Raw genomic sequence first — 19,159 nt, 5'->3', positions numbered from 1 at the left:
CATTCGGATCGCGCGGGGCCGCGCACCACACCAGGTGCCGCCCGGAAGCCCGGGACCGTGGCAGGGGAGACCATGAACAACGCGCAGCTGATCGAGGAACTGCGCTGGCAGCTCAGGCAGATCGAAGACCGCAAGGCCGAGAACCAGCGCCTCCTGGCCGGGATCGCCGGGAGCGACCACACGACCGTCGTCTCGCCGGATCGGAGCGTCACCGTGCTCGCCGGGCCCGGTGGGGTCGTCAGCGAAGTGCGGCTCGCGCCCGAGGCCATGCGGTTCGACGCGGTCTCGCTCAGCCGCACCATCACCGCCGCCGTCCGGGAAGCCGTCGCCGCCGGGAACGGGTCGGCACCGGCCAGGCCGTCTCCGGCGCAGCGCCCGGCGCCGCCGCCGCGCAGACCGGCTCCGGCCGACGACGATCCCTACGACACCGTGTTCGACATCTAGGCCGGCGGCGGCTGCTCCCGCTTCGCGGCCGCCCGCTTGGCGCGCCACCCCAGGGCCAGCACCGCCTGGACCAGCTCCTGGTAGCTCGGCTTGACCTCCTCGAGGTACCGCTCCAGGTAGGCCGCGCGTGCCGTCGGGACCGGGCGCGGGTTGTCGCCCGGGTCGAGCCACGGCAGGCCCTGGATGTTGTGCAGCGCCATCTTCCACCAGCGCGTCGCGCGCTCGGCCGCCCTCGCTTCGCGCTCGGCGGCCACTTCGATCGCCGCCTCGGCGGCCTCGATCTCCGCGTCCAGCGCCTTGGCCCGCGCCAGTTCCCACTCGCGCAGGTTGTCCGCCGAACCCCGGGAGAGGGCGATGATTTCCTTGTACCGCATGGCCGCGGTGGCGTCGTCGGTCATCGGTCGTTCTCCGGACGCTGGAACGGGATGATCACTTCGGGTGCGCCGTGGGTGGTGCGGTCGAAGAACAACGCGCGGCCCGGCCGCGGCGACCAGTGCACGACCTGACCCGCCGCGAACGGCGACAGCTCGTTGCCCTGGACGTCGAGCGCGGCCCACGTGCCGATGTCGTCGGTGCCGCCGAAGCCCAGCGTGTCCTTGAGCCGGGCGATGCTGCGCCACCAGCCGATCGTGTGGATGCCGTGGCCCGGCCCCTGCTTGAGCACCACCCGCAGGTGGTCGAGGCCGCTCTTCAGCTGGCCGACCGCTTTGGCTTCCAGAGAAGGCAGAGCCGCGTCGACGCCGTACAGCAGCAGCACCTTCGCGCCGCCGGACATCGAGCCGGTCATCGACTCCAGGACGCCGGTCAGGTCGTCCACCAGCGACGCCGCGTGGCCGTCCTCGCGCAGCCGCTCGGTCAGCTCCAGCGCGGCCGGCGCGCACGCCTCGATCGGGCAGCTCAGCACGAACTCGACTTCGCCCGGTTCGTACTGCCGGGACAGCGACCGCGCCGACGAGTCCATGATGGACAGTGCTTCGGCGGTCGCCGAGCCGAGCACCGCGACGTTGCGGCCCGGCGCGCGCGGCAGGTCCACGCCGCACGCCGTCTCGGTCACGTCGATCGACTGGCCGAGCAGGGCCCGCGGCTTCGAGTTCGGCTTGAGGTCCAGGTACGCCTGGAACCGTTCCAGGACCGGCTGGTGCGCGCCGTCGAACAGGCGCGGCCGCGGGAAGTGGCCCGCGTACTGCTCCCACAGCCGGTGCTGCAGCCGGACGAACACGTTCTTGCTGCTCGCGTCCGGGATGTGGGCCAGCTGGTTGCCGTGCGCGACGCCGGAGTCGTGGTTGATCACCGCGTGCCACTTCGGTGCCGACACGGCCGCGTTGTTCGTCTCGGCCAGCACGCGCCGCGCCTTCGGCATCGCGATCCGCAGCGTGCACTGCTCGAACACCGCCGGCTTGCCCCAGAACGCTTCGATGCCGGCGACGTCCTGGCTGGCCAGCACCAGGTGGATGCCCTGGGACCGGCCGCGCCGTGCGATGTCCTCCAGCAGCTGCGTCGCCGTCGCGGTCACCTGGTCGCGGCCCGCGAACAGGTACTGGAACTCGTCGATCACCGCGACGATCCGCGGCCAGTGGCCGCCCGGATCGGCTTCGCGGAGGTCGGCGAGGTTCGTGACTTCGTGTTCCTTCGCGGCCGCGGACCGGCGGCGCAGCTCGTCGGCCAGGAACCGCAGCAGCGCCAGGCCGAACTCGCGGTCGGTGTTGACGTTGACGCCGACGAGCCGCGCGTGCGGCAGCCAGCTCGCGTCCTTCCGGCCCGGCGCCAGGCCGGCGAACGAGACACCTTCCTTGAAGTCCAGCAGGTACAGCGCCAGCTCTTCCGGCGTGTACCGCGCCGAGAGGCTGCCGAGCAGCGCGTACAGGAAGTTCGTCTTGCCCGAACCGGACGGGCCGCCGATCAGGGCGTGCGGGCTCGCGTCGCCGATCACGACCTCGACCGGCTCGCCTTCGAAGAACCCGACCGGGCCGCGCAGTTCGCGCGCCGAGCTCTCTTGGCCCAGCTCCGTCGGCAGGAGGTCGTCGAACGACCGCGGCCCGCCCTGCTTGGCGATCAGCGCCTTGGCGATCGTGTCGATGGCCCGGATGACCTGCGCGGACGGCATCGGGGGATCGAGGTCGACGACCAGGTCGGTGCCGGACATGCTGCTGATCGCGCGCCGGTCGTCGAGCAGGCTCAGCGTCTCGACCGGCGCGCTCACCGCGGTCGGCACGTCCACCATGATCAGGCAGATCCCGGCGGCCAGCGCCCCGCTCGCGACGCGCTTGAGGTCGCGGGCGCGTTCGGGTTCGAGGGTCTCGCCGTTGCCGTAGAGCACGACGATGCGGAACGGCTCACCCCGTTGCTCGTTGTGCGCCCGCATTTCCCGCAGCGACGTGAACCCGGCGGACATGCAGCTGGCGTGGATGCGCCGGATGTGGCCGGCCAGCTCGTCGAGGAGGTCCTCCAGCCGGCCGGGGTCGTACAGCGAGAGCGCGCTGGTGTGGCTGAGCGGGTAGAGGTCGGGCAGGATCGCGGTCAGCTGCCCGATGTCCCACAGGTGCACGCGCACCGCGCCGGGCTCGAACGTCGAGAGCACGCGGACCAGCAGGTTCTGCACGATGCCGTCGATCGCGGACCGCGTTTTCGGGGCCGACGTGATCGCCAGGTGCGACTCGTCGAGCAACGGGACGGCGACGTCGAACGTGCGGGTCGGGTCGCCACCGGCGGCGGTGGTGGTGCCGACGTGCCACAGCCCGGGCGACGTCAGGCCGGGGTTGTGCCCGACCGTGCCGAGCCAGTCGCCCGCCGGCAGCCCGGCCGGGCCGGGTGCGTTCTGCGCGACCAGTTCCCGCAGCGTGGCGGGACCTTGGCTCCAGTCGGTGTAGAAAGCGCTTCGCACGCTGCCGAGCGCGCCGAACACTTCGTGCGCGGCGGGGTGGCGTGACCACTCGTTCTGCTGCTCGGCACTGGCGTGGTTCATGCCGACCTTGACGATGTCCTGCTCCAGCCGGAGCTTGGACAGGTCGGCTTCCGCGGCTTGGCGCGCACCGGCCGCCGCGCCCAGCACCAGTCCGATCTGATGGCGGACCCGGTCGAGTGCGGTTTCGACGCGGTTGCGTTGCTCGGCTGACTTTTTGGCCATCGGCGTCCCCAAGAAAAGGTGTCCCCTACAAGGATTACAGGCGCGACCGGTATCCGCTCACCAGATCTTCGGCGGCGTGCAGGCGGACGAGGAGCTGGTCCAGCCCCTCGCCGGCCTGTGCGTACTGCGAAGGAAGCCAGGGATCGGCCTTGGCCTGGGCATCCACGAGAGCTTGCCGGGCTTCCCCGAGCAGGCTTGTGGCCCGTTCGGAGTGGGCGCGCGCGTCGGCGAGCCCGGTCACGGCAGCGGTGAGCAGCTGGTGGAGTTCGGCGAGCGTCATCCGGCTAGAGACGCGCCGAGTAGGAGTCGGCGGAGGAAATGCTTGCTTGGACGGTGCTCTGCAAGCCGTTGATGCTTTGCAGGGCCTCCGCCAGGAGTCCGTGCGCCTGGCTCACTTCGGGCTGGCTGCTCCCTTGCGTCGCCTGTGCGAGCGACTGCTGGGCTTCTTCGAGAGACTGCGCTGCCTGCTGCAGGGCGGCGATGCTCGCGGACGCCTTCTCGTTGGCGAGCGCGATGCCAGCGCGGATCTCTTCGACTCCGGCCATCGGGCCTCTACTCCTCGAATTCTGGTGGGTCGTACGGGGACGGATTCCATTGAAACAGATCCAGCGACTCAGCGTGATCATCAGACTTTGGCGAGTGACCGCGGGCCCGCAATCAGCAAGGCCCCGGACGTGGGAACGTCCGGGGCCGGGCCGATCACGGTCTGTGCGGGGGTCGTCCCGCCACCAGTGCCGCCGACTGAAGTCGCTGGCCAGCGCTACCCCAGGTCAGCGCGGTTTTCGTGCCACTGCTGGCCTTTCTCGACAGGGGCGGGCGAGGTGCTGGTGAGACTAGCGCGACCGGAGTAACGGCCTGCGGTCAGCCCTGTTCGTAACTCCTCGTGCAGGCGCAGAATTCCGCAGCACCGAAGGCATTTCACGTTCGAGTGGGCCAAAAGCACCCGGCAATCGTGTCCGGGACATACCGACGGTGGGTCTGGCGGCCGCGGCGGCGGAAGAGCCCGGAGACGACAAACGCCGGGCCGCCCGTGAGAGCTGCCCGGCGTTCGCCTGGTTACTGCGGCGGAGGATACAGGATTCGAACCTGCGAGGGCGTGAACCCAACACGCTTTCCAAGCGTGCGCCTTAGGCCGCTCGGCCAATCCTCCGCAGAAGACGATACCGGATGGCCTCGGTCACCAGTGCAGGTGGGTCAGGCCGTGACGTCGGCGACCACGCACGTGATGTTGTCCGGGCCGCCGCCTTCGTTGGCCAGGCGGATCAGCTCCGGGATCACCTCGGCCGGCTCCGCGCCCGCCGCCAGGACGTCGCGGAGGGTCGCTTCGGAGACCGGGCCGCTCAGGCCGTCCGAACAGAGCAGGTAGCGGTCGCCCGGCTTCGCCTTGAACGTCCAGATGTCGGGGTCGCCGGAGCCCGCCGTCTGCAACGCCTTCATCAGCAGCGAACGCCGGGGGTGCGACTCGGCGTCCTCCGCGGCGACCCGGCCGTCCTCGACCAGTGCCTGCACGAGCGTGTGGTCGCGGGTCAGCCGGCGCAGGCCGCCCTCGCGGAGGAGGTAGCCGCGGGAGTCGCCGATGTGGGCCGCCGCGAACTCGACGCCGTCGAACAGCAGGGCCGTCAGCGTGGTGCCCATGCCTTCGGTCGTCGGCTCCTGCGAGACCACTTCGTGCAGCCGCGCGTCGATCGACTTGACCACCCCGGCCAGCGTCGCGGCCATGTCCACGTTCGTCAGATCGAGCCGTCGCAGGTCGACTTCCAGCTCGCGCAGCACGTCGACCGCCGTCGCGCTGGCGACTTCGCCGTGCGGCTGGCCGCCGATGCCGTCGGCGACCGCGAGCAGACGGGAACTCGCGTACACCGCGTCCTCGTTGACCCGGCGACGCTTGCCGACGTCCGACCCCGCGGCGTACCGCAGGACGTACCGATCGTGTGTCATGCCTCCCATAAAAGCATTGGTTGACTGAGTTCACAAGCGTCTCGGCTGAATAGAGCAGCCTCCGATAGAGTCCTCGCCATGGACGACGATGCCACGGTCAGCGCGGCCGACATCGCGCGGCTCGCCGGGGTCGGGCGGGCCGCGGTCAGCAACTGGCGCCGCCGCTACCCGGACTTCCCGCCGCCGGTCGGCGGCACGGCGTCGAGCCCGCTGTTCGGCCTCTCCGCCGTGGCCGGCTGGTTCCGGGCCCGCGGCAAGAAGTTCGAGCTGAGCGCCGGCGAACGCGCGTGGCAGCGCTTGCGCGCCCTCGGTGACGACCTCGACCTGGCCGAGCGCGTCAGCCGCGCGGGCGGCTTCTTCGCCTTCCAGGCCGGCGTCTTCGACACCTTCGACAGCAAGCTCGACGACCCGGAGCTGCTGACCCTGCTCAGCGAGCTGACGCACCAGGCGGGGCCGGTCGAAGCGTTCGAACTGGTGTGCCGCCGGTACTTCGAGGCGCACTCACGGCGGTTGTCGGCCACCCCGGAACCGATCGCCGAGCTGATGGCCCGGCTCGCCGGTCCGGCGTCCACGATCCTCGACCCCGCGTGCGGCTTCGGCGCACTCGCGCTGGCGAGCGGCGCGAAAACCGTGCTGGCGCAGGACAGTGACCCGATGACGGCGTCGATCGCGGCGTTGCGGCTGCGGTTGCGCGGCATCGAAACCGAGGTCCACGCGGTCGACGCGCTGCGCGAGGACGCCTTCGCCGGCCGCACCGCCGAAGCGGTGTTGTGCGACCCGCCGTTCAACGAACGGGCTTGGGGGCACGACGAACTGGTCGGCGACGCGCGCTGGGAGTACGGCCTGCCCCCGCGCGGCGAACCCGAGCTCGCCTGGGTGCAGCACTGCCTCGCGCACGTCGAACCCGGTGGCACCGTGGTGATCCTGATGCCGGGCGCGGCGGCCGGGCGGCGCAGTGGCAAGCGCATCCGCGGCAACCTGCTGCGGGCGGGCGCGGTCCGGGCCGTCGTCACGCTGACGCCGACGGGCCCCGACCTCTGGCTGCTGCGGCGGCCGGCCCCCGGTGAGCGAGCGCCGTCCACCGTGCTGCTCGGCGAAGCGGGCGACGATCTGTCCACAGTGGAAGAAAGCTGGCGGGAGTTCGGCGCGCACCCGGAATCCGGCGTCCGGATCATCGACCTGCTCGACGACGACGTCGACCTGACGCCGGCCCGCCGCCGCACCAGGGACGAGGATCCCGGGCAGGCCTTCCAGGCCGTGCGCGCCCGGTTCGCCGCGCTGACGCCCGAGTTGCCACCGCTGGAAGCGGCGGCCGCCGAACCGGCGTTCACGACCATCGGCGAGCTGGTCAAGGCCGGTGTCGTCGAGGTCAGGTACGCGCCGGTGCGCGCGGACGCCGAACACCCGCCGGCCGAGGCAGGTGACGTCGTCGCCTCGGTCACCGGCATCGCGTACGTCCACAGTGGACAGCCGCGGCCGGTGGGCGCCGGGCTCACGGTGTACCGCGTCGACTCCGGGCGGCTGGACGCGGAGTTCCTCGCCGGCTGCCTGCGTGCGGCCGACCTGCCCGCCGCGTCGGCGTCGACCCGGATCGACAGCAGGCGCGTGCGGATCCCGCGCGTCTCGCTCGCCGTCCAGCGCGAGTACGGCGAGGTCTTCCGGCAGCTGGCGGAGTTCGACGCGGTTCTGCGCGAGACGGCCGAAACCGGCCGCGAGCTGGTCCGGCTAGGCTTCGCTGGACTTGTCGGAGGACGGCTCAAGCCGGGCCAATAGGGGAACGGATGCTGATCGCCGACCGCTACGAGCTCGACGAGCTGCCGCTCGGCCGCGGCGGGATGGGCGCGGTGCACGGCGGGTTCGACCGCCGGCTGGGCCGCCGGGTGGCGATCAAGCTGCTCAGGCTGCCGGGCGGTGACGAAGAGCTCGAAGCGCGCTTCGCCCGCGAGGCCCGCATCCTGGCGACGCTCGACCACCCCGGCGTCCCGACGCTGTACGACTACGGCACCCACGACGACCGGTTGTTCCAGGTCATGCAGTTCGTCGACGGTGTCACGGTGGCCGACCTGCTCGCCGAGCACGGCCCGCTGCCGGTGCCGTGGGCCGCGGCGATCGCGGCGCAGGCGTGCGCGGTGCTGACCGCCGCCCACGCGCTCGCCGTCTGCCACCGCGACCTCAAGCCGGCCAACCTGATGCTCGGGCCCGACGGCGGCGTGAAGGTGATGGACTTCGGGCTGGCCGTGCTCCGCGAAGCCGACGCGGCGCAGTTCACCCGGGCCGGGCAGCTGCTGGGGACGCCGTCGTACATGGCTCCCGAACAGATCCAGCGGGGCGGCGCCGAACCGCGCAGCGACCTCTACGCGCTGGGCTGCGTGCTGCACGAAATGCTCACCGGGCGGCGGCTCTTCGAAGGACCCACCGCGTACGCGGTGTTCGAGCGGCAGGTCAAGGAGCTGCCGCCGCCGGTGCCCGGCGTCCCGAAACCGTTGAACAGGCTGCTCGCCGAGATGCTGGCGAAGGATCCGGAAGCCCGCCCGGCCGGCGCCGCCGTGCTGTACGAGCGGCTCGGCGCGTTCGTCGGCGGGCTGCCGCCGCTGCCGGGCTTCCTGGTGCCGCCGTCGGTGCCCAGCCCGGGCCGGATGTACGCCCGGATGCTGGGCCGCGTCAGCGGCTGAACGCCGCTCGCCGGCTCGCGAGCGGCAGGCCGCGGCGCTGTATTCGCCGGTAGGTCGTCGCGTTCTGCACCGCGATGCTCACGCCGAGGCTGAGCGCGATCGACGCCGAGGTCAGCGGACCCGTGATGCCGAGCGCGGTACCCAGCGCGACCACGCCGATCCGCACCGCGACCGTCAGCACCCACAGCCCGATCGTGACGGCCGATCCCTTCTGGAACGTCGTGCCGTCGCGTTCGGTGAGGTTGGTCGTGGTGCTGCGCAGCACGCCGAGCCCGGCGAGCACCAGCAGGTCGGCGGCCAGCAGGCCCAGCTCGGCCGCGGACGCGCCGGACAGCGCTTTCAGCGTCAGGTACCCGCCCACCACCGTGAGCAGCAGGGGCATGGCGAACAGCGTCCGGCGGTTGAGCAGCGTGCCGCGGACCTGCTGGTAGACGACCTTGTACAGGACGAGGCCGGCGATGGCGGCGTAGAGCAGGACGTTCTCGGCGCTGGGCATTTCGGGCTCCCCCTGAGGTTCGACGGTTGCTCCCAGCTTCGGCGACCGGCGTCCCGGGGGCGTCGGCCCGCGGATCGGTCCCGGGTGGAACCCGGTGTCAACCCCCGGGTTGAGCCCGGCTGCCCAAATCGTGACCTTTCCCGGCGAACCTCGACCGGGTGAACGCCGTCTTTACCGGTGTCCAAACGCGATGATCGAAACAGCTGGGGGTAACGGATCGTGAAAAGGCTTCTGGCGGGAGCGGCCGCGCTGGCCACCGCGTTCGTGCTGGCCGCGTGCTCCGGCGGGGGCTCGGCCGGTGGTCCGAACGCGGGCGGCGGGGCCGTCGCCGCGGCGGGGACCGGCGGCGGGACGCCGACGACCTCGAGCACCACCCCCACGCCGACCGCCACCGTCACCGTGCCGACGCCGACACCGACGCCCACTCCGTCGTCGTCCACGAAGCCGGCGCCGACCAGCACCTCGGCCAAGCCGAAGCCCAAGCCGACGCCGACCCCGAAGCCGACGCCCAAGCCCGCGCCGGACCCCGGCGTCCCGTGCGCGGCGGCGGCCGCGGCTTCGGGCACCGCCGCCTGCGTCGACCTCTCGGCGCACAAGGCGTGGCTGCTGGACGGCGGCAAGGTCGTCTACGGTCCGGTGCCGATGCTGCCGGGCCGCAAGGGCAACGAGACCCCGACCGGCACGTTCCACGTGCTGTCGAAGGAGAAGATGCACCTGTCGAAGGAATTCGACAACGCGGAGATGCCGAACTCGGTCTTCTTCTACCCGGGTGACGCCTTCCACACGGGCAGCCTCTCGGTGTACTCGCACGGCTGCATCCACCTCTCGGCGGGCGCGTCCCTGAAGTTCTTCAACACGCTGCACCTCGGCGACGTCGTGCAGGTCGTCCCGTAGATCGCTACGGTCCGTCACGTGGCGTAGGTCACATTCGGATCAAGTAATCCGGATTGCTGCAACTGGTCCTCCTGATCTTGCGACAAATGATCGCTTGGGAAGGAGGCCACATGGCCGTGCGGAAGCTTCGCCTGCTGCTGGCAGCAGCCCTGACCGGGGCGTTGCTGCCCGTCGTGTCCACCGGAGTGGCGGCGGCGGCGACGCTTCCGCCGGGGTTCGTGCTCCAGGACACCGACTCCGGACTGGGGGCGTACCGGCTCACGGACTTCGGGTACCTGCCGGACAACTCCGTCCTCGCCACCGGCAAGGACGGAGTCGTCCGCTGGCTGCCGGGCACCGGCGCCGGCCGGACGATCGCGGCGCTGCCGGTCCACGCCGACGGGGACCTCGGCCTCGTCGGGCTGGCCGTGGCGCCGGACTACACGACGTCGCGGGCCATCTACCTCACGCGGTCGATCAACACCGCCGGCGGCTTCGTCATGCGGCTGTCGCGGTTCACCGTGACCGCCGACGCGGCGGGCGCGCCGGCCGGCCTGAGCGGCGAGCGGCCGGTCTTCGAGGCGCCGGGCACCTCCGACGTCCACGGGATCGACACCGTCCTCGCCGCCGCGGACGGGACGCTGTGGCTGTCCGTCGGCGACGACAGCGACTACCGGATGACGGATCCGGCCGCGCTGCGCGCCCAGGACGTCAACCAGCCCTACGGCAAGATCCTCCACCTGACCGCCGACGGCCGGGGCGTGCCCGGGAATCCGTACTACGACGAGGCGAACCCGGGCTCGACCGCGAGCAAGGTGTTCGCGCGGGGATTCCGCAACCCGTTCCGCTTCGGCATCGACCCGGGCCTCGGCCTGCCGGTGGCCGGCGACGTCGGCTGGAACAGCTGGGAAGAGGTCGACGTCGTCCAGCGCGGCGCCAACCAGGGCTGGCCGTGCTGGGAGGGCAACCACCGCACGCCGGGGTACACCGACCTCGCGGGCTGCGCCGGCGTGCCGAACCAGCCGCCCCTGTTCGAGCTGCCGCACGGCGCCGGGGTGATGACGGGCAACAGCGTCACGGGCGGGATTGTCTACAATGGATCCAGCTACCCGGCCGCCTATCGCGGCTCGTACTTCTTCGGCGACTACGTGGCGAACAAGATCTGGACGCTGCGCTACGACGACCAGGGCCGGGTCACGCAGGCTCCGGAGAACCCGCCGGTCTTCACCGGTATCGGCGGTCCGGTGAAGTTCGCGGCGGCGCCGAACGGCGACATCGTCTTCGCGGACATCCTCTCTGGCAACCTGCGCCGCTTGAGCTATTCCGCCGGCGACACCGCCCCGGTGGCCAAAGCGACGACGTCGACGAACCCGGGCACGCGCACGGTGTCGTTCGACGGCTCGGCCTCGGTCGACTACGACGCCGACGCGCTCGGCTACGACTGGGACTTCGGGGACGGAACGACCGCGGCCGACGCCGGTCCGAACGTGTCGCACGCCTACGCGGCGGGCACCGCGTCGTTCACCGCGAAGCTGCGGGTCCGGGATCCGCTGGGGCTCAGCGGCGAGGTCGCCATCGCGGTCGCGCCCGGCAACCGCACCCCGGTGCTCACGCTGACCCCGCCCGGGACCACGACGTTCGCCGTGAACCAGCAGGTCGCCGTGAGCGCCACCGCGACCGACGCCGAGGACGGCGCCCTGCCGATCACCTGGACCACGGCGGTGCGGCACTGCCCGAGCGAAGCGACGTGTCATGCGCACCCGGGCATCGGCGGGACCGGGGCGAGCTTCGCCCAGCCGTTCCCCGCGCACCCGGACTCCCGGATGGAGTTCACCGCGACCGTGACCGACAGCGCGGGCGTCTCCACCTCCAAGACGTACACGGCGATGCCGCGGCAGCACCGGATCACCCTGCGCGGCACGCAGCCCGCCGCGCTGAGCATCCCGGTGGAGGGTGGCGTCAGCTCGGCCATGGTCACCGAGGGCGCTTCCTTCGACGTCGAGGCCGCGCCGCTGGCCATCGACGGCGCCTCCCGGTTCTCCGGCTGGCAGGGCGGTCCGGCGGAGCCGACCTGGATCGTCACCGTCGGCACGGGCGACCTGACGCTGACGGCGAACTACACAACCCCGATCGAGCAGCGCTACAACGCCGACGCGGCGGTGCGGGCGGTGCTCGGCGCACCGGTGGCGGCCGAGACCACCGACGGCCCGGTCCACTACCGGGTCCACGAGAACGGCCGGCTGTACTGGAGCGCGGAGACCGGCACCCGGTACGTCACCGGCCCGGTGCTGGACAAGTACCTCGCCTGGGGCGGGCACGCCGTGCTCGGGCCGCCGTCGTCCGACACCTTGACGACCCCGGACGGAGTGGCGCAGTACAACCATTTCCTCACCAACGGCACCGTGGGATCGATCTACTCCACCGCCGCGACGGGTACGCACCTGATCTTCGGGGAGATCCGGAAGAAGTGGGCGGAGCTGGATTACGAGCGTGGCTTGGGCTATCCGACCACGGACGAGCTGGGTACGCCGGACGGCGTCGCTCGCTACAACCATTTCGTCAAGGGTGGCTGGGTCGGGTCGATCTACTACACGACGGCGACGGGCGCGCACGCGATCTCCGGGGAGATCCGCAAGAAGTGGGCCGAGCTGGATTACGAGCGTGGCTTGGGCTACCCGACCACGGACGAGCTGGGAACGCCGGACGGCGTCGGCCGCTACAACCATTTCGTCAAGGGTGGCTGGGTCGGGTCGATCTACTACACCACCGCGACGGGCGCACACGCCATTTACGGGGAGATCCGGAAGAAGTGGGCGGCGCTCGACTACGAGCGCGGTCTCGGCTACCCGGCGACCGACGAACTCAGCACCCCGGACGGCCGCGGCCGCTACAACCACTTCACCGGCGGCGGCTCGATCTACTACACGGGGACCACCGGCGCGCACATGGTGAAGGGTGAGATCCGGAAGCGCTGGGCCGCGCTCGGCTGGGAGTACTCCTACCTGCACTACCCGAAGTCGGACGAGTACGTGACGAGCAGCGGGTACCGCAGTGACTTCGAGGGTGGCTACATCACCTACACCTTCGCCGGGGCTCGAGACCGCCACTGGTGACCCGCCACGAAGATTTTTCCCGTCCGCTCAACCTCCGGCCACCACCGCACGTCTTGGGTGGCAGAAAGCAGGAATCACGAACTTCTGGGGGACCACATGCGGGTGCGGCGCGTTCTGGCTGCTCTGTCCACTTTGGCCGCGGCGGCCGTGCTGACCGCCTGTTCGGCCGGCGGGTCCGCGGACGTGCGGCTGGCGGCGAACACACCGACGGCCGCCTCCGCCACCTCTGCTCCGGCGACGTCCGCTCCGGTTCCGGCCACGACCAAAGCGGTTCCGGCCACGACCAAAGCGGCTCCGGCCACGACCAAGGCGGCTCCGGCGAAGCCGGTGATGGCGGCCGGGGTTCCGTGCACGATCACGGCGAAGGCGTGCGTGTCCCTTTCGGGCAAGCAGGCTTGGCTGCTCGACGAAGGCAAGATCGTGTACGGCCCGGTGAAGATGTTGCCCGGCAAGCAGGATGGCCCGACCCCGGTGGGCAAGTGGCAGGTCGAGTACAAGGAAAAACTGCACCACAGCACCGAGTTCAACGGTGCGCCGATGCCGAACTCGGTGTTCTTCGCCCCCGGCGGCATCGCGTTCCACGAGGGCAGCCTCAGCAGGTACTCGGCCGGTTGCGTGCACCTCTCGAGCGCGGCGTCGCTGAAGTTCTTCAACACCCTGGAGAAGGGCGATGAAGTCCAGGTCGTCCGGTAAGTCCTCTCAGGACTGACGCAGACCGGCCGGTGTCGTCCCGGGTGTCGTCAGGGGCAGGCCGAGGGCGACGCGCTCGGTGAGCCACGGGCTCGGCCGGTAGCGGGGGTCGCCGGTGGCCGCGGTGAGGCCGCGCAGGATGCGCAGCACCACGTCGCCGCCGACGAGGTCGCCCCAGGCCAGCGGGCCGCGCGGGTAGCCGAGGCCGAGGCGGACCGCCGTGTCGATGTCCGCCGGCGTGGCCAGGTGCTGGCCCGCGATGAAGCAAGCCGTGTTGACGATCGACGCCAGCAGGCGCTGCGCGATCGGGGCGGGCCCGTCGCGGACGACCGTCACCGGGTGGCCGGTCGCGGCCAGCGCGCCCCACGCGGCGCGGCCGGCGGCCGGGTCGAGCCCGGGGTGCACGGACATCGTCAGCCGGCGTTCGTAACCGCCCAGCGGATCGACGCCGGCGACGCGGGCCGGCGGCAGCCCGGCCCGGACCGCGGCGTCCACTGTGGATTCCCCGTAGAGCGGCACGAGCAGGACCGCGTCCGGGTAGGCGTCGGAAACCACCTGCACGCCCGCGGACGACAGCGCGCGGGCGAGGTGCTCGTCCGCGGTGAACACCGGGCTCGTCGGCTTCGGCGGGGCGGCGGGCTCGTCGATGACCTGCTGCTTGCCGTCGGTGTAGGTGTAGAAGCCTTCGCCGTTCTTCCGGCCGAACAAGCCGGCGGCCACGCGCGGCCGGGTCAGCCACGACGGCCGCAGCCGCGGGTCGCCGTGGAAGCCGCCCCAGATGCTTTCGAGGACGGCGTGCGAGACGTCGAGGCCGGTGAGGTCGAGCAGCTCGAACGGGCCGAGCTTCAGGCCGAGCACGTCCCGGGCGATGCGGTCGACGTCGGCGGGCCCGGCCAGCGCCTCGGCGAGGATCTGCAGCGCCTCGGTGTTGAGGCCGCGGCCGGCGTGGTTGACCAGGAAACCGGGCGCGTCCTTCGCGAGCACCGGCTCGTGGCCCCAGCTCTTGACCAGTTCGAGTGCTTCGCCCGGCAGCCAGCCGTGCGTGCGCGCGCCGGGGACCACCTCGACCAGGCGCATCAGCGGCACCGGGTTGAAGAAGTGCAGGCCGACGAGCCGGCCGGGGTCGGCGAGCTCGGCGGCGATCTCGGTGACCGAGAGCGAACTCGTGTTCGTCGCGAAGACCGTCTCTTGTGGACAGACGCGCTCGAGGCTCGCGAACAGGGCGCGTTTGGTCGCGAGGTCCTCCCGGACGGCTTCGACGACGAGGTCGACACCGTCCGCGGGCGCGTCGGGCGCGTCCACCGCGACCAGCCGGTCCTTCACGGCCTGGGCGTCCTCGCTCAGCTTGCCCTTGGCGGCGAGCTTGTCGACCATCCCGCCGACGTACTCGATCGCCTCGGCGACGGCCTCGCGCCGGACGTCGGCCAGCTCGACGGTCACCCCCGCGGTCACGGCCAGCTGCACGATCCCGCGGCCCATCACCCCGGTGCCGATCACCCGGATCCTGCCGACCTTCCCGGCCCACCCCGTCACGTCGTGCCGCCTTCCGCCGTTGGACTCCCGCCCCAGCCTAGAGGCCGACGAACTCCGCCATCCGCTTCGCCGAGTGAGCGAAGAACGCGTCGGCCGGGTCGACGCTGCCGACGTACTGGCCGAACAGGTCGAAGCTGATCGCGCCGAACAGCTGGGTCCACGCCATCAGCAGCCGGGCCACGGTTTCGGGCCCGGCGACGATCCCGAGGACCTTCGTGAGCGACTCGGCCTGGGCGCGCAGCTCGGGCGGGACTTCGCCGTCGATGTCGCGCAGCTCGGTGTGCGTGAGCACGTTGACCAGGGCGAGCGCGACGCGGGCGGCCGGCACGACGGTGTCCTGCGGCGCCGCGTAGCCGGGGATCGGCGAGCCGTAGATCAGCGCGTACTCGTGGGGGTGGGCGCGGGCCCAGTCGCGCGTGCCCTGCCAGATCGCCAGCCAGCGCTCGCGCAGGTCGCCGGTGCCCGGATCCGCCTTCTCGGCCGCTTCGCCGATCGCGTTGTAGGCGTCGACGATCAGGTCGGTCAGCAGCCGGTCGCGGCTCGGGAAGTACCGGTAGATCGCGGACGACACCATGCCCAGCTCCCGGGCCACCGCGCGCAGCGAAAGCCCGTGCGCGCCGACCTCGGCGAGCTGGCGGCGGGCTTCGTCCTTGATCTCCTGGGTCAGTTCGGCGCGGGCACGTTCGCGTGCGGTGCGGGTGGCGGTCATGGTGATCAGTGTGCCACGACGAGAGCGCCGCACAAAACAGAGAGCAGTGCTCTTGACAGAGTGCGGCGCTCTGGTGTTCACTGCTCTTAACCGAGAGCACTGCTCTCCAGAAGCTTCGGAGGACACCATGACCGAGACCCGCTACCTCAAGCCGAAGAAGTCCACCAACCTCTTCAACGAGGCCGTCGCGAAGCTGACCAAGCTGGGCGTGAGCGTCTGGGGCAGCCGGGTGCTGACGGTCGTCGGCCGCAAGAGCGGTGAACCGCGCTCGGTGCCGGTCAACCTGCTGACCATCGACGGCGTCCGCTACCTCGTCGCCCCGCGTGGCGAGACGCAGTGGGTGCGCAACCTGCGGGCGGCCGGCCAGGGCACGCTGCGCGTCGGGCGCCGCGTCGAGACGTTCACCTTCCGCGAGCTGGCCCACGACGAGAAGCCGGGCATCCTGCGCGCCTACCTCAAGCGCTGGAAGTTCGAGGTCGGCGTGTTCTTCGACGGTGTCGACGCCAAGGCCTCGGACGAGAAGCTGCGCGAGATCGCGCCGGGCTACCCGATCTTCGAGATCTTCACGAAGTAGGTTTGCGCCGCGTGAAGTTGGCCGCGATCAGGACCACGCCGACCAGGAACGCGGCGAGCCCGATGAGGAACCACAGCTTCTGGCCGGTCATGAAGCTGCCGGTGATGACGCCGATGCCCTGCAGCACCCAGACGGCGCCGACGAGCACGAGCACGACCCCGGCCGCGAGGGTGATCCACCGCTTCATGGGCCCAGCTTAGGCGGGTCGCTCGTCCGGGACGAGTTTGTGGCGGTAGGCGTAGACGACGGCGTGCACCCGGTCGGGCAGCCCGAGCTTGCTCAGCACGCGGGACACGTGCGTTTTGACCGTTTCCTCGCCGACGTGCAGCTTCCGCGCGATCTCGGCGTTGCTGCAGGCGCCGGCGAGCAGCAGCAGCACCTCGCGTTCGCGGGAGGTCAGCCGGGCCAGCTCCGGGGGTTCGGCGGCCGCCGGTTCGAGGACCGCCGCGAACTTCGCGACCAGCCGCCGCGTCACCGACGGGTCGATCAGCGCGTCGCCGCGGGCGGCCACCCGCATCGCCGCGACGAGCTCCTCCGGCGCCAGGCTCTTCAGCAGGAACCCGCTCGCGCCGGCCCGCAGCGCGCGGTAGACGTACTCGTCGGCGTCGTAGGTCGTGAGCACGAGGACGCGCGTGTCGTTGCCCGGCGCGGCGAGGATCGCCTCGGTCGCGGCGAGGCCGTCGAGGCGGGGCATCCGGACGTCGAGGACCGCGACGTCCGGGCGCAGGCGCGCGGTCTCGGCGACGGCTTCGCGGCCGTCGGACGCCTCGCCGACGCAGGTGAAGTCGGGCTGGGTGTCGAGCAGCGCGCGCATCCCGGAGCGGAACATCGCGTGGTCGTCGGCCAGCAGGACGCGGATCATGTGCTCTCCACCGGGAAGGTCGTGCGCAGCTGCCAGAGCCCGGCGGCCTCGCCGTAGGAGACTTGGCCGCCGAACAGGGTGACGCGCCGGCGGATGCCGGCCAGGCCGCGGTGCGCGTGCTCGCCCTCGGCCGTCCGGTCCGCGCGCAGGCCGTTGGTCACCGTGAGCACGACCTCGGTGCGGCCGTGGTTCAGCTCGACCTCGACCGGGCCTTGGCCGTGGCGCAGGGCGTTGGTCAGGGCTTCCTGGGCGATCCGGTAGAGCGCGACGTCGAGCGAGCCGGGCAGTTCGCGGGGCTCCCCGCGCAGCGTCAGCCGGGTCGGCAGGCCGGCCGCGCGGACGGTTTCGACCAGCTCGTCGAGGTTGTCCAGGCCGGGCTGTTCGACGTCGGTCTCGGCGTGCAGCAGGTCGAGCAGCCGGCGCAGGTCGGCCATCGCCGAGCGGCTCGCCGACTCGACGGCACCGAGCGACTTCCGCGCCGGTTCGGCGCCCTCGGGGAGGCCGAGCCGGGCGGCGCCGGCGTGCACGCCGATGGCGCTGACGTGGTGGGAGATGACGTCGTGCAGGTCGCGCGCGATGGTGGTGCGTTCCTCGAGGACGGCCCGTTTGATGGCTTCTTCTTCGTGCTGACGACGTTCGTCGGCTTCCCGCTCGAGGTCGGCGATGTAGGCGCGCCGGGCGGTCGTGTACCGGCCGACCAGCCACGGCAGCAGCGCGGAGACGCTGACGTTGATGGCGACGAGCCGCCAGTCGGAGGCGGTGCGCCCGCCACCGGCGATGCAGCCGGCGGTGACCCCGGCGACCAGGGCGGCGAGCGCGAGCACGGCCGGCCGTGGCCGCAGCCAGGCCCCGGCCCGGTAGCCGGCGATGAGGATCCCGGCGTTGTTGCCGGTGACGTACCCGTGACAGGTGCAGAGCAGGAGCGGCGCACCGACGAAGAGCACGGCGTGGGCGAGGGCGACCCAGCCGGAGTACCGCGCGGCCCCGGCGAGGGCGGCGTTGACGGCGACCCCGCCGAGCAGCACGACCCAGGCCCGCCACCCGGCCTCGCCGAGAGGGCCGCGAAGGGTGAAGAGGGCGGCGTCGCAGACCACGCAGACGAGCGCGACCAGCAGCGACTGCCGTCTCAGCGACCCCCGGATGTCCTGCACACCCGCAACTCTGCCTTAACCGGCGAAGGGGAGGGACGGAAACGCCCCGATGCGGCGTGGAGGGGTGCGCGGCAGCGGGGCGTTCCCTGGCTGGGTGGGTCGGGGTGCGCTGGGTCGGGTCGGTCGCCTGGCCCTCGCTGCGAGCGCGGGCGACCAAGGCGACTGGAAGGGCGCGGGGTCAGGCCGCCTGCGGCTGGCCATGGGCTGGGTCGCCGGACGGGTTGGCTCATGCCGCCCGGGCGCCGGTAGCTCGCGGGGGCGGGTCGGCCAGCCGGGTCTTGGGCAGGGTGGCGCCCCCTCCCGCGGGTCAGCTCGTCGGGCGGGCCGGATAGCTGCCACCGCGGCGCTGGCCCGGCTGGCGCTGGCCCGGCTCGAAGCCCTTGCCCAGGGACGTTGCCGTTGCTGTCTGGCCGTCCACCTTTGCCACCACCGTCACGTTCGTGTCGCCCGTCTTCACGTCGCCCGTCTTCTGGGTCGACGAGTCGAGCGTGTACGTCTGCTTGTAGCCGTCCTTGCTGGTCAGCGTCACCGATGTGGCGCTCAGCTCGGTGACGTCGCCCGTCTGCAGGCGCTCGGTCGTGTAACCGCCGTTGCCGTTCGACACCACGAAGTCGCCGTGGAGGGCGTCGCGCATCGCTGCCACTCCGCCGCCGAAACCACCTCCCGGCATGCCCTGGCCGCGGAACTGGCCGCCGCCCGGACCACCTGGACCGCCCGGGCCGCCGAAGCCGCCCGGGCCCTGGGCCGTGTTGTCGGCGCTGCTGGTGCCCGCCCAGATCGCCGCGCCGCCGCCCGCCGCGATCACCACGGCGATGCCCGCCGCGATCGCCGTCTTCTTGCCGGACCAGCCCTTCTTCGGCGCCGCCGGGGCCGGATCGCCCCAATTGGTGCCCTCGGGCTGGGTGTTCGGCATCGGCTCGGTCGTCATCGTGTCCCTCCGGGGGTGCCCGCACTGGTCCCGTTCAGGTTCGCCGCCTCGG

At 71.7% G+C, this 19,159-nt stretch carries 19 protein-coding genes and 1 tRNA gene; 7 read left to right on the top strand and 13 right to left on the bottom strand.

Annotation, left to right across the window (positions count from 1 at the left end; all coding sequences use genetic code 11):
* Positions 1–72: 72 nt before the first annotated feature.
* Positions 73–444 (top strand): YbaB/EbfC family nucleoid-associated protein, encoded by a 372-nt coding sequence (locus AB0F52_RS05070; RefSeq protein WP_360164729.1) that lies wholly within the window; start codon positions 73–75, stop codon positions 442–444.
* Here AB0F52_RS05070 and AB0F52_RS05065 read toward each other — a convergent pair.
* The 6 genes from AB0F52_RS05065 to AB0F52_RS05040 form a co-directional block, all read right to left on the bottom strand.
* Entirely contained in the window at positions 441–842 is a 402-nt protein-coding gene (locus AB0F52_RS05065) for a hypothetical protein (RefSeq protein ID WP_360164727.1), read from the bottom strand. The genes AB0F52_RS05070 and AB0F52_RS05065 overlap by 4 nt on opposite strands.
* Positions 839–3,568 (bottom strand): FtsK/SpoIIIE domain-containing protein, encoded by a 2,730-nt coding sequence (locus AB0F52_RS05060; protein ID WP_360164725.1) that lies wholly within the window; start codon positions 3,566–3,568, stop codon positions 839–841. Before AB0F52_RS05060 ends, AB0F52_RS05065 begins: the two co-directional genes overlap by 4 nt.
* Before the next feature lie 34 nt (positions 3,569–3,602).
* Positions 3,603–3,848, bottom strand: coding sequence for a hypothetical protein (locus tag AB0F52_RS05055; RefSeq protein WP_003056173.1), 246 nt, complete (start codon positions 3,846–3,848; stop codon positions 3,603–3,605).
* 4 nt (positions 3,849–3,852) lie between these two features.
* A complete protein-coding gene (locus tag AB0F52_RS05050) occupies positions 3,853–4,113 on the bottom strand; it encodes a hypothetical protein (RefSeq protein WP_103338103.1) in 261 nt (86 codons plus the stop codon).
* Positions 4,114–4,633: 520 nt separating this feature from the next.
* Positions 4,634–4,718, bottom strand: a tRNA-Ser gene (locus tag AB0F52_RS05045).
* A 44-nt stretch (positions 4,719–4,762) separates the two neighbouring features.
* The gene (locus AB0F52_RS05040) at positions 4,763–5,506 is read right to left on the bottom strand and encodes a protein phosphatase 2C domain-containing protein (RefSeq protein ID WP_360164722.1); all 744 of its coding nucleotides are present in this window, start codon (positions 5,504–5,506) and stop codon (positions 4,763–4,765) included.
* 78 nt (positions 5,507–5,584) lie between these two features.
* On the opposite strand from AB0F52_RS05040, the gene AB0F52_RS05035 reads away from it, so the two are divergent.
* Together AB0F52_RS05035 and AB0F52_RS05030 are read left to right on the top strand one after the other, a co-directional pair.
* Positions 5,585–7,279 (top strand): N-6 DNA methylase, encoded by a 1,695-nt coding sequence (locus AB0F52_RS05035; protein WP_360164720.1) that lies wholly within the window; start codon positions 5,585–5,587, stop codon positions 7,277–7,279.
* Between the two features lie 8 nt (positions 7,280–7,287).
* The gene (locus tag AB0F52_RS05030) at positions 7,288–8,178 is read left to right on the top strand and encodes a serine/threonine-protein kinase (RefSeq protein ID WP_360164718.1); all 891 of its coding nucleotides are present in this window, start codon (positions 7,288–7,290) and stop codon (positions 8,176–8,178) included.
* Here AB0F52_RS05030 and AB0F52_RS05025 read toward each other — a convergent pair.
* Positions 8,168–8,674, bottom strand: a complete 507-nt coding sequence (locus AB0F52_RS05025) for a hypothetical protein (protein ID WP_360164716.1) — start codon at positions 8,672–8,674, stop codon at positions 8,168–8,170. The two genes, AB0F52_RS05030 and AB0F52_RS05025, sit on opposite strands and share 11 nt — an antisense overlap.
* 219 nt (positions 8,675–8,893) lie before the next feature.
* Here AB0F52_RS05025 and AB0F52_RS05020 point away from each other — a divergent pair, with 219 nt between their 5' ends.
* The 3 genes from AB0F52_RS05020 (at position 8,894) to AB0F52_RS05010 (ending at position 13,353) form a co-directional block, all read left to right on the top strand.
* Positions 8,894–9,568: a L,D-transpeptidase gene (locus AB0F52_RS05020; protein WP_360164714.1), complete on the top strand. Its 675-nt coding sequence runs from the start codon at positions 8,894–8,896 to the stop codon at positions 9,566–9,568.
* A gap of 110 nt (positions 9,569–9,678) precedes the next feature.
* A complete protein-coding gene (locus AB0F52_RS05015) occupies positions 9,679–12,660 on the top strand; it encodes a PQQ-dependent sugar dehydrogenase (protein ID WP_360164712.1) in 2,982 nt (993 codons plus the stop codon).
* Positions 12,661–12,756: 96 nt separating this feature from the next.
* Positions 12,757–13,353: a L,D-transpeptidase gene (locus AB0F52_RS05010; protein WP_360164710.1), complete on the top strand. Its 597-nt coding sequence runs from the start codon at positions 12,757–12,759 to the stop codon at positions 13,351–13,353.
* 6 nt (positions 13,354–13,359) lie between these two features.
* Here the strand turns inward: AB0F52_RS05010 and AB0F52_RS05005 are convergent, their stop codons facing one another.
* On the bottom strand, positions 13,360–14,883 hold the full coding sequence (locus tag AB0F52_RS05005; protein ID WP_360164708.1) for a 3-hydroxyacyl-CoA dehydrogenase: 1,524 nt from the start codon (positions 14,881–14,883) through the stop codon (positions 13,360–13,362).
* Between the two features lie 37 nt (positions 14,884–14,920).
* Positions 14,921–15,592 carry a TetR/AcrR family transcriptional regulator gene (locus AB0F52_RS05000; RefSeq protein ID WP_360164706.1) on the bottom strand — a complete coding sequence of 224 codons (672 nt, stop codon included), beginning with the start codon at positions 15,590–15,592 and terminating at the stop codon, positions 14,921–14,923.
* Positions 15,593–15,719: 127 nt separating this feature from the next.
* Between AB0F52_RS05000 and AB0F52_RS04995 the strand changes: the two genes are divergently transcribed.
* Complete coding sequence (locus AB0F52_RS04995) at positions 15,720–16,166, top strand: nitroreductase family deazaflavin-dependent oxidoreductase (RefSeq protein ID WP_360164704.1); 447 nt, start codon at positions 15,720–15,722, stop codon at positions 16,164–16,166.
* Here AB0F52_RS04995 and AB0F52_RS04990 read toward each other — a convergent pair.
* From AB0F52_RS04990 to AB0F52_RS04975, 4 genes are all read right to left on the bottom strand, one after another.
* Positions 16,156–16,353, bottom strand: a complete 198-nt coding sequence (locus AB0F52_RS04990) for a hypothetical protein (RefSeq protein ID WP_360164702.1) — start codon at positions 16,351–16,353, stop codon at positions 16,156–16,158. The genes AB0F52_RS04995 and AB0F52_RS04990 overlap by 11 nt on opposite strands.
* 9 nt (positions 16,354–16,362) lie before the next feature.
* On the bottom strand, positions 16,363–17,028 hold the full coding sequence (locus AB0F52_RS04985; RefSeq protein ID WP_103343515.1) for a response regulator transcription factor: 666 nt from the start codon (positions 17,026–17,028) through the stop codon (positions 16,363–16,365).
* Positions 17,025–18,179, bottom strand: a complete 1,155-nt coding sequence (locus AB0F52_RS04980) for a histidine kinase (RefSeq protein ID WP_360164700.1) — start codon at positions 18,177–18,179, stop codon at positions 17,025–17,027. Before AB0F52_RS04980 ends, AB0F52_RS04985 begins: the two co-directional genes overlap by 4 nt.
* Positions 18,180–18,486: 307 nt before the next feature.
* A complete protein-coding gene (locus AB0F52_RS04975) occupies positions 18,487–19,107 on the bottom strand; it encodes a hypothetical protein (protein WP_360164698.1) in 621 nt (206 codons plus the stop codon).
* Positions 19,108–19,159: the final 52 nt, after the last annotated feature.

This window comes from Amycolatopsis sp. NPDC024027, from assembly GCF_040638975.1.
Taxonomy (GTDB): domain Bacteria; phylum Actinomycetota; class Actinomycetes; order Mycobacteriales; family Pseudonocardiaceae; genus Amycolatopsis.
The sequence above is the reverse complement of the archived record's forward strand: the minus strand, read 5'-3'. Positions and strand labels throughout refer to the sequence as shown.

Coding starts and splice junctions, on each gene's coding strand:
- AB0F52_RS05070 (WP_360164729.1), top strand. CDS start 73: ATGAACAACGCGCAGCTGATCGAGGAACTGCGCTGGCAGCTCAGGCAG.
- AB0F52_RS05065 (WP_360164727.1), bottom strand. CDS start 842: ATGACCGACGACGCCACCGCGGCCATGCGGTACAAGGAAATCATCGCC.
- AB0F52_RS05060 (WP_360164725.1), bottom strand. CDS start 3,568: ATGGCCAAAAAGTCAGCCGAGCAACGCAACCGCGTCGAAACCGCACTC.
- AB0F52_RS05055 (WP_003056173.1), bottom strand. CDS start 3,848: ATGACGCTCGCCGAACTCCACCAGCTGCTCACCGCTGCCGTGACCGGG.
- AB0F52_RS05050 (WP_103338103.1), bottom strand. CDS start 4,113: ATGGCCGGAGTCGAAGAGATCCGCGCTGGCATCGCGCTCGCCAACGAG.
- AB0F52_RS05040 (WP_360164722.1), bottom strand. CDS start 5,506: ATGACACACGATCGGTACGTCCTGCGGTACGCCGCGGGGTCGGACGTC.
- AB0F52_RS05035 (WP_360164720.1), top strand. CDS start 5,585: ATGGACGACGATGCCACGGTCAGCGCGGCCGACATCGCGCGGCTCGCC.
- AB0F52_RS05030 (WP_360164718.1), top strand. CDS start 7,288: ATGCTGATCGCCGACCGCTACGAGCTCGACGAGCTGCCGCTCGGCCGC.
- AB0F52_RS05025 (WP_360164716.1), bottom strand. CDS start 8,674: ATGCCCAGCGCCGAGAACGTCCTGCTCTACGCCGCCATCGCCGGCCTC.
- AB0F52_RS05015 (WP_360164712.1), top strand. CDS start 9,679: ATGGCCGTGCGGAAGCTTCGCCTGCTGCTGGCAGCAGCCCTGACCGGG.
- AB0F52_RS05010 (WP_360164710.1), top strand. CDS start 12,757: ATGCGGGTGCGGCGCGTTCTGGCTGCTCTGTCCACTTTGGCCGCGGCG.
- AB0F52_RS05000 (WP_360164706.1), bottom strand. CDS start 15,592: ATGACCGCCACCCGCACCGCACGCGAACGTGCCCGCGCCGAACTGACC.
- AB0F52_RS04995 (WP_360164704.1), top strand. CDS start 15,720: ATGACCGAGACCCGCTACCTCAAGCCGAAGAAGTCCACCAACCTCTTC.
- AB0F52_RS04990 (WP_360164702.1), bottom strand. CDS start 16,353: ATGAAGCGGTGGATCACCCTCGCGGCCGGGGTCGTGCTCGTGCTCGTC.
- AB0F52_RS04985 (WP_103343515.1), bottom strand. CDS start 17,028: ATGATCCGCGTCCTGCTGGCCGACGACCACGCGATGTTCCGCTCCGGG.
- AB0F52_RS04975 (WP_360164698.1), bottom strand. CDS start 19,107: ATGACGACCGAGCCGATGCCGAACACCCAGCCCGAGGGCACCAATTGG.